Consider the following 8,450-nt stretch of genomic DNA (forward strand, 5'->3'; position numbering starts at 1 on the left):
TAGTGCAACAATGGGAAGCAAAACTCAAAGCAGTGCCAGAAATAGAACAAGTAGCAGTGGTAGTGCAACAGAAAACACTAAAATTGCCACCATTGCATATATCAGACTTGCTGCCATCAGAACAAATCAAACTACCGAATCATGGTCCAACTTCCGTAGTAGAAAAGTCATATTCAACAACAGAATTACCAACCCAATCAACATCCCGAAAGCAAGCCATCAGTGAAGGAGAACCAATCAAGTGGCCGCCAAATGCACCAACTACTTTAGCACAAGCATTAGAACGAGCAGCAAAACAGCACGGGGATACCAGTTTAATATATATTCAGTCAGATGGAGAAGTAATCACTCAAACCTATAGTGAGTTGTGGGTAGAAGCTCAAAGACTATTACGAGGGTTAAGACAGTTAGGGTTAAAACCTCAAGACAAAGTAATCTTTCAACTAGAATCAAATCAAGATTTTATCAGTGCATTTTGGGGTTGTGTGTTGGGAGGATTTGTACCAGTACCAGTATCAATACCCCCTAGTTATGACCAATCCCACAGTAGTCTTACTAAACTGCAAAATACTTGGGCTTTGTTAGGACAGCCTTTGATACTCACAGATAACAAATTAGCGCCATCAATGAGTGGGTGGTTTCAACGTCTGAATTTAGGGAAGTTTGTGGTTGAAACTTTGGAACAGTTACGAGGTTTTGAACCAGATCCAAAGATTTACAAAAGTCAACCACAAGACCTGGCAGTTTTGCTGTTAACTTCTGGTAGCACTGGGATACCTAAAGCAGTAATGCAGCAAAACTGCAATCTATTGAGTATGTCTGCTGGTACAATTGCCATGAACCAATTTTCTAGTCAAGATGTCACCTTGAATTGGATGCCGATGGACCATGTAGGAGCATTGGTATTTCTGAGTATTATGGCAGTAGACTTAGGATGTCAGCAGATTCATGTACCGACACAATTGATACTGCAAAATCCACTCAAGTGGTTAGATTTAATTGACCGTTATCAAGCCACAATTAGCTGGGCACCAAATTTTGCATTTACTCTGATTGGCGATTGCGCAGAAGAAGTTACGAAACAACACTGGGATTTGTCTTCAATGAAATTTTTAGTGAATGCAGGAGAAGCAATCGTTACTAAAACTGCCAGAAACTTTCTTAAACTTTTAAGCTCTTATGGTTTATCGACCAAAGCTATTCATCCAGCTTTCGGAATGTGCGAGACTTGTTCCGGGATTACATGGTCTAACAGTTTTTCTCTTGAATCATCATCTGATCAAGATAAATTTGTTGAACTTGGTCCACCAATTGCGGGGGCTTCTTTGAGAATTGTTGACGTAAATCAACAAGTAGTTCGTGAAGGAGTTGTTGGGTCTTTACAGGTAAAAGGCGCATCAGTTACCTCGGGTTACTATCAAAATCCCACGGCCAATCAAGAAGCTTTTACCCCAGATGGTTGGTTTAACACAGGAGATTTAGGCTTTCTGAAACACGGGCGTTTAACAATTACTGGAAGACAAAAAGACGTAATTATTATCAACGGGTTAAACTACTACAGCCATGAAATCGAATCGGCGGTAGAAGAATTACCAGAAATAGAAGTTTCCTACACCTGCGCTTGTGCTGTGCGAGAAACTAATGACAATACCGATAAATTAGCCATATTTTTCAATAGTGATCAAACGGAAGATACAGAGTTATTAGCTTTATTAAAAGCTATCAGAGAACAAGTAGTCAACCGCATGGGAATTAATCCCGATTATTTAATACCCCTAGACAAAGACGTAATTCCCAAAACTTCCATCGGTAAGATTCAACGAACTCAACTTAGTCAAAAATTTGCCACAGGAGAATTCAAAGAAATCTTAAAACGGGTAGATTTAATTACCGAAAATAGCAGCAACACAATTCCTGATTGGTTTTATCAAAAAACATGGCAACGAAAACAAGGAAATTATCAACTACACAAATTAGCTCGAATCGGAGTAATTTTAGTATTTATAGATAAGTTAGGCTTAGGTCAACGATTATGCCACAAATTAGACACTAATTCTCAGCCTTATGTGCAGATAGAACTAGGACAAACTTTCACCAAAGTCAATGACAATCACTATATAATTGGTACAGATGTTAGAGACTATCAACAATTATACCAGTCTATAGCAGCAGATAATTTCCAAATTGGAGCAATTATTCACCTATGGCATTATGATGAATATACTGAAGTAATCCCTGATACAGAAACTCTAGAAACAGCACAAATAACTGGCATCTATAGCCTCTTATTTATCCTACAAACTTTCGGTAATCAGAGCCCAGATTATCCAGTGCGACTGCTGTATGTTGCCAGTCATAGTCAATCTCTGAATCCCAAAGAACCCATTGCCTATCAAAAAGCTACAGTACCAGGTTTGTTGAAAACTATCCCGATGGAAATCCCCCACTGGCATTGTCGGCATCTGGACTTGCCACAAGACTCATTAGAAGCCGATGGGCGAAGCCCCGCCAAGGGCGATCGCATCCTTGAGGAACTAACTATTGATGCTAAAGATTCAGAAGTGGCTTATCGAGATGGAGAGCGTTGGGTATTAGGTCTGGAGAAAATTGACCTACCTTCCTTACCCAAACAACCATTACGATTCAAAACTGGAGGCACTTACCTGATCAGTGGCGGTTTAGGAGGAATTGCTGTTGAAATTGCTAAGTATCTTTTGGAACATTATCAGGCTAAATTATTGCTGTTAGGTCGTACACTGCTACCAGAGTGCGATCGCTGGGAGACTCATCTACAGCATGGTGGGAAGGTAGCAGAGAAAATCCAAGCTTACCAATCATTGCAGCAGTTAGATGGGGAGGTGATATACCAAGCAGTTGATATTTGCAATTTCACAGATGTGCAACAGGTAGTACAGCAAACCTTGTCTGGATGGAACACTCAACAACTGGATGGGGTGATTCATCTAGCAGGGTTGATGCAAGAGCGTTTGCTGAGGGAGGAAACACCAGAAAGTTTAGCTGAGGTGTTACGTCCTAAACTGATAGGTACTTGGGTATTACATCAATTGCAAGAATTGCAACCAAAGACTTTGTTTATCAATTTTTCCTCTATTAATGGCTTCTTTGGTGGCACAACGGTGGGAGCTTATGCAGCAGCTAATAGTTTCTTGGATGCTTTCTCTTACTATCAACGTGAGATGAGTCAGTTACAGAGCTATTGTTTAGCTTGGAGTATGTGGGATGACATGGGGATGAGTCGGGGTTATCAGATGAAGCAGTTAACTCAAGCCAAGGGATATTTAGCTGTGGGATTATCTCAAGGTATGTCTTCACTGTTAGCTGGTTTATGCCATGACCAACCCTACTTAATGGTGGGTTTGGATGGTAGTAATCTTAATATCAGAAGGTTGACTTCTACTTCGGATAGTCTGCAACAATTAACAGCTTACTTTACGACTAACGATAAGGGTAAACCCGATGTGAGTGTTCTGGAGCTAATGGTACAGGATGCAGTGGGTAAACCTAGTAGTGGTGCTGTGGTGGAGTTGGCTGAAATGCCTGTGACTGAGGGTGGGGAAATTGATATAGCTTTACTTCGAGAGAGTAATTTGGGTCGTTCAACTAAAGAAAAGGTTAAGCCCAGGAATGAGACGGAGCGCCAAGTTGCTCAAATTTGGCAGGAACTGCTTGGGGTGTCCCAGGTGAGTATCTATGATAATTTCTTTGAGTTGGGGGGCAATTCTCTGTTAGCAACTCAGGTGATTTCTCGCTTGCGACAGGCTTTTGAGATGGAACTCAACTTAAAGCTTTTATTTGAGTATCCGACTATTACTGGCATAGCCCAAAACCTAGAAGTGCTGCGTCAAGTTGCTCAAAATCAGACTACATTAACTTCTGAAACAGAAGAAAAGGAGCGGTTTCTGTTATGAAAATAGTTGAGTTTATATCTTATCTACAAAATCTAGGTATCAAACTTTGGATAGAAAAAGAGCAACTAGGATGTGATGCTCCAAAGGGAGTAATTACACCAGAGTTGAAACAGGCTTTAATCGAGCGTAAAAGAGAAATTATAGAGTTTTTGCTTCAGGGGTATAAAACTCAAAAACAGTTTATTAAACAAGTTGATAGAGATGGCAAAATACCTTTGTCCTTTGCTCAGGAAAGGCTATGGTTTTTGAACCAGCTGTTTCCTAATAATCCCGCTTATAATCTACCAATTGTTCTGACTATAGACGGTACTTTAAATGTTGTCGCCTTGGAGCAAAGTCTGAACGCAATTATCCAACGCCATGAAATGTTGCGGACTACCTTTTCCGATCTCGATGGAAAACCCGTACAGATAGTTGCTCCAGTAACCGACCTGACACTGCTAGTGGTAGACTTGCAAAATAGCTACTCGCCCCAGGAACAGTCAGAAAAAGTTCAACAGCTAGTCAGACAGGAAGCAATGGCACTGTTTGACCTAGCTAAGGGACCGATGCTACGAGTTACTTTGTTGCGACTTGACCCAGAACGTCATGTGCTGCTAATCACAATGCACCACATTATGTGCGATCTCTGGTCTTTAGGGATTTTAGTTAAAGAGCTATCTAGTTTCTATACAGCTTTTTCTCAGGGAAAAACCCCGATTCTACCAGAACTACCTATCCAGTATCCAGACTTTGCTTACTGGCAACGGGAATGGTTTGCTGGAGAGGTGCTCGAAAAACAATTGAATTACTGGAAAAAACAACTGGCTGGAGTTTCCCCAGTTCTGAAGCTTCCTACAGACTACCCCCATCCTGCTCAACCTACATTTAAGGGTGGGAGCAAGTCTTTTCAAATAGATCTAGATTTGACTAGAAAACTAAGACAGTTAAGCCAAGAGTCAGAAAGTACATTATTTATGACTCTGTTATCTGCATTTTTTGTTTTATTATCCCGTTACAGCGGTCAATTAGATTTAGTAGTAGGTTCTCCTATTGCCAATCGCAATCGAGGGGAAACTGAATCATTGATTGGTATGTTTGTCAATACCCTTGTGTTACAGGCTGACTTGTCAGATAATCCCACCTTCAAAAAATTATTAAATCAAGTAAGAGAAACTACCTTAGAAGCCTACGCTCACCAGGATTTACCCTTTGAGAAGCTAGTAGAAGAGCTAAACATAGAGAGAAACTTAAGTCATAACCCTTTAGTACAGGTGGCCTTCGCTCTCCAGAATACTAAAATGGAACCTTGGAATTTACCCGGTTTAAGGGTAAGCCAAAGGTTGGATTTTGATTTCACCAGATTCGATTTGGAAGTTCGCTTGATGGAAGTTTCATCAGGTTTGGAAGTTTGTTGTAACTACAGCAGAGATATTTTTGAGCCAGACACAATAAACCGGATGATGAAGCATTTCCAGGTTTTGTTAGAAGCAGTGGTGACTCATCCAGAACAAAGGGTATTACAATTGCCAATAATGACAGAGGTAGAGCTAGATCAGATACTAGTACAATGGAACGATACCATAACAGATTACCCCACAGACAAATGTATCCATCAATTATTTGAAGCACAAGTCCAGAAAACCCCAGAGGCAATAGCAGTAGTATTTGAAGACCAACAACTGACCTACTTCGAGTTAAATTGTCGAGCTAATCAATTAGCTCACTACTTGCAAAGTTTGGGTGTCAAACCAGAAGTATTAGTGGGTATCTGTGTAGAGCGATCGCTGTTGATGATAGTGGGATTGTTGGGGATTCTCAAGGCAGGTGGAGCTTATGTACCATTAGACCCCAGTTATCCAGCACCACGTTTGAGTTATATCAAGGAAGATGCCGCAGTACCAATATTAGTAGCAACTAAGTCGGTTTTATCAGATTTGCCACAACATCAAGCCAAAGTAGTTTGTTTGGATAGTGATTTAGACACAGTCGCCTTATCTCAACAAAGTACAGATAATCCTGCTATTGGAGTAACTCCAGAAAATTTGGCTTATGTAATTTATACTTCAGGCTCCACAGGACAACCAAAGGGAGTCTTAATTCCCCATCAAAATGTCACCCGCTTATTCCGTACAACTGAAGCCATTTACAATTTTAATCCTCACGACTGCTGGACATTATTCCATTCCTACGCCTTCGATTTCTCTGTGTGGGAACTGTGGGGAGCTCTGCTGTATGGTGGTCGCCTTGTCATTGTGCCCTACTGGGTTAGTCGTTCTCCCAAAGAATTCTACGATCTGTTAGTTCAACATCAGGTTACTGTCCTCAACCAAACTCCATCTGCATTCGCTCAACTAATTCCAGTCGATCTTGGCTATAGTGCTGATGCTCTCAAGCTACGATATGTCATCTTCGGGGGGGAAGCCCTCAAGATACAAACTCTTGCCCCATGGTTTGAACGCCATGGGGATCAATGCCCTGAGTTAATCAATATGTATGGTATCACCGAGACAACAGTCCATGTCACATACCTTTTCTTGAGCAAAGACAACATAGAACAGGTCAGTAGCCCCATTGGAAAAGCTTTAGCAGATCTGAGGATTTATATCCTTGATCCTTACTTACAACCAGTACCGATCGCAGTACCAGGAGAACTACATATCGGTGGTGCAGGTTTAGCACGAGGATATCTAAACAGACCAGACTTAACGGCAGAAAGATTCATACCTAACCCTTTCGAGGGTGACAACTCTAAACTATATAAGACGGGAGACTTAGCTAGATATTTACCCGATGGCAATATCGAATATATCGGTCGCATCGACAACCAGGTAAAAGTGCGAGGATATCGCATCGAAACAGGAGAAATAGAATCGACTTTAACTCAACATCCCACAGTCAAAGAAACAGTGGTATTAGCAACAGAAGATAACTCTGGTAATAAAGGTCTAGTCGCTTATATAGTGCTCTTAAGTGAAACTCCAGAAGGATCACAGACAGAACAAATAGGGAAATTGAAACAGTATCTGAAACAGCGGTTGCCGGAGTATATGATACCAAGCGGGTTTGTCGTGTTGCCACAACTGCCACTGACCCCCAATGGCAAGGTAGACCGTAAGGCTTTACCTGTACCAGATGTGGCCAGTAGTGTGTCAACAGAATATGTAGCTCCCCAGACCCAGACACAGAAGGTATTAGCAGAGATTTGGCAAGAGGTGTTGGCAATAGAAAAAGTCGGAATACACGACAACTTCTTTGATTTGGGGGGGCATTCTTTACTAGCGACTCAGGTTGTCTCTCGGATACAACAGGCATTTGCAGTGGAGTGCCCTCTCAAGACTCTCTTTGAAACGCCAGAGCTAGCTAGTTTAGCTCAGAAACTGGAGAAATATCTAGCAGCAAGTGAGGGTGTGGAGACAATAGCGATCGCACCAAGAGTGAAAGATGGCAACCCCCCACCATTATCCTTCGCTCAACAAAGGCTATGGTTTATAGAAAAAATGGCCTTGAGTAGCAACGCCTACAATATGCCATTAACCCTACATCTAGTAGGTCAATTGGACTATTTAGCCCTACAAAAAAGCCTGAACCAAATCATTGCTCGCCATGAAACCCTCAGAACCACTTTCAGTGAAATCAATGGTACACCAGTACAAATAATCAAACCCCCCTTTGAACTACAACTACCCAAAAAAGACCTAAGTGGGTTAACACCATCTGAGGCAACAAACAAACTCCAACAGTTACTTCAACAAGAAAATGAACTTTCATTCAATCTAGAAGTAGACCCCCCCATACGCGCTCAGTTGTATCAACTAGAAACAACAGAACACATACTGCAAATCACATTACATCACATCGCTAGCGACGGCTGGTCACTGAAAGTATTATCCAAAGAACTCTCAGGCATTTACACTGCCACAGTGCAAGACCAACCATCCTCATTACCACCACTACCAATACAATATGCCGACTTTGCAGTGTGGCAGCGGAACTACTTACAAGGTGAAACCCTCTCTAGCCAACTCAACTACTGGAAGCAAAAGCTCCAAGACTTGCCCCAACTACAACTACCCACAGACCATCCCCGACCTCCAGTTCAAACCTTTAATGGGGCAGGTATACCGATAAACATACCAGCAGCACTAACATCAAAAGTTAAACAACTCAGCCAAAACCAGGGAACCACCCTATTTATGACCCTGCTAGCAGCCTTCAAAGTCTTACTATCTCGTTACAGTGGCCAAGAAAGTATAGCAGTAGGAACACCGATCGCCAACCGCAACCGTACAGAAATAGAAGGGTTGATAGGTTTCTTTGTCAACTCCCTAATCATGTACACAGACCTGGGAGGGTCTCCTAGTTTCACAGAAGTATTAAACCGAGTTAAACAAACAGCCCTAGAAGCTTATGGTCACCAAGACATACCCTTTGAGAAGTTGGTAGAAGAGTTGCAACCTCAAAGGTCTCTATCCCAAAACCCCTTATTTCAGGTAATGTTTGCCCTTCAGCAGGAGGAAATATTCAAACCATCCTTTAGCT

Annotated in this window: 2 protein-coding genes; both read left to right on the forward strand. The window is 41.7% G+C overall.

Features of this window, described 5'->3' with window-relative positions; all coding sequences use genetic code 11:
* A partial coding sequence (locus tag F6K52_RS27470) for an SDR family NAD(P)-dependent oxidoreductase (protein ID WP_293085874.1) occupies nt 1-3,929 on the forward strand: 3,929 nt, incomplete at its 5' end.
* On the forward strand, nt 3,926-8,450 hold a 4,525-nt coding region (locus F6K52_RS27475; RefSeq protein WP_293085877.1), incomplete at its 3' end, for a non-ribosomal peptide synthetase. The genes F6K52_RS27470 and F6K52_RS27475, both read left to right, overlap by 4 nt.

This window comes from Moorena sp. SIO3H5, from assembly GCF_010692395.1.
In the GTDB taxonomy this organism is placed as follows: domain Bacteria; phylum Cyanobacteriota; class Cyanobacteriia; order Cyanobacteriales; family Coleofasciculaceae; genus Moorena.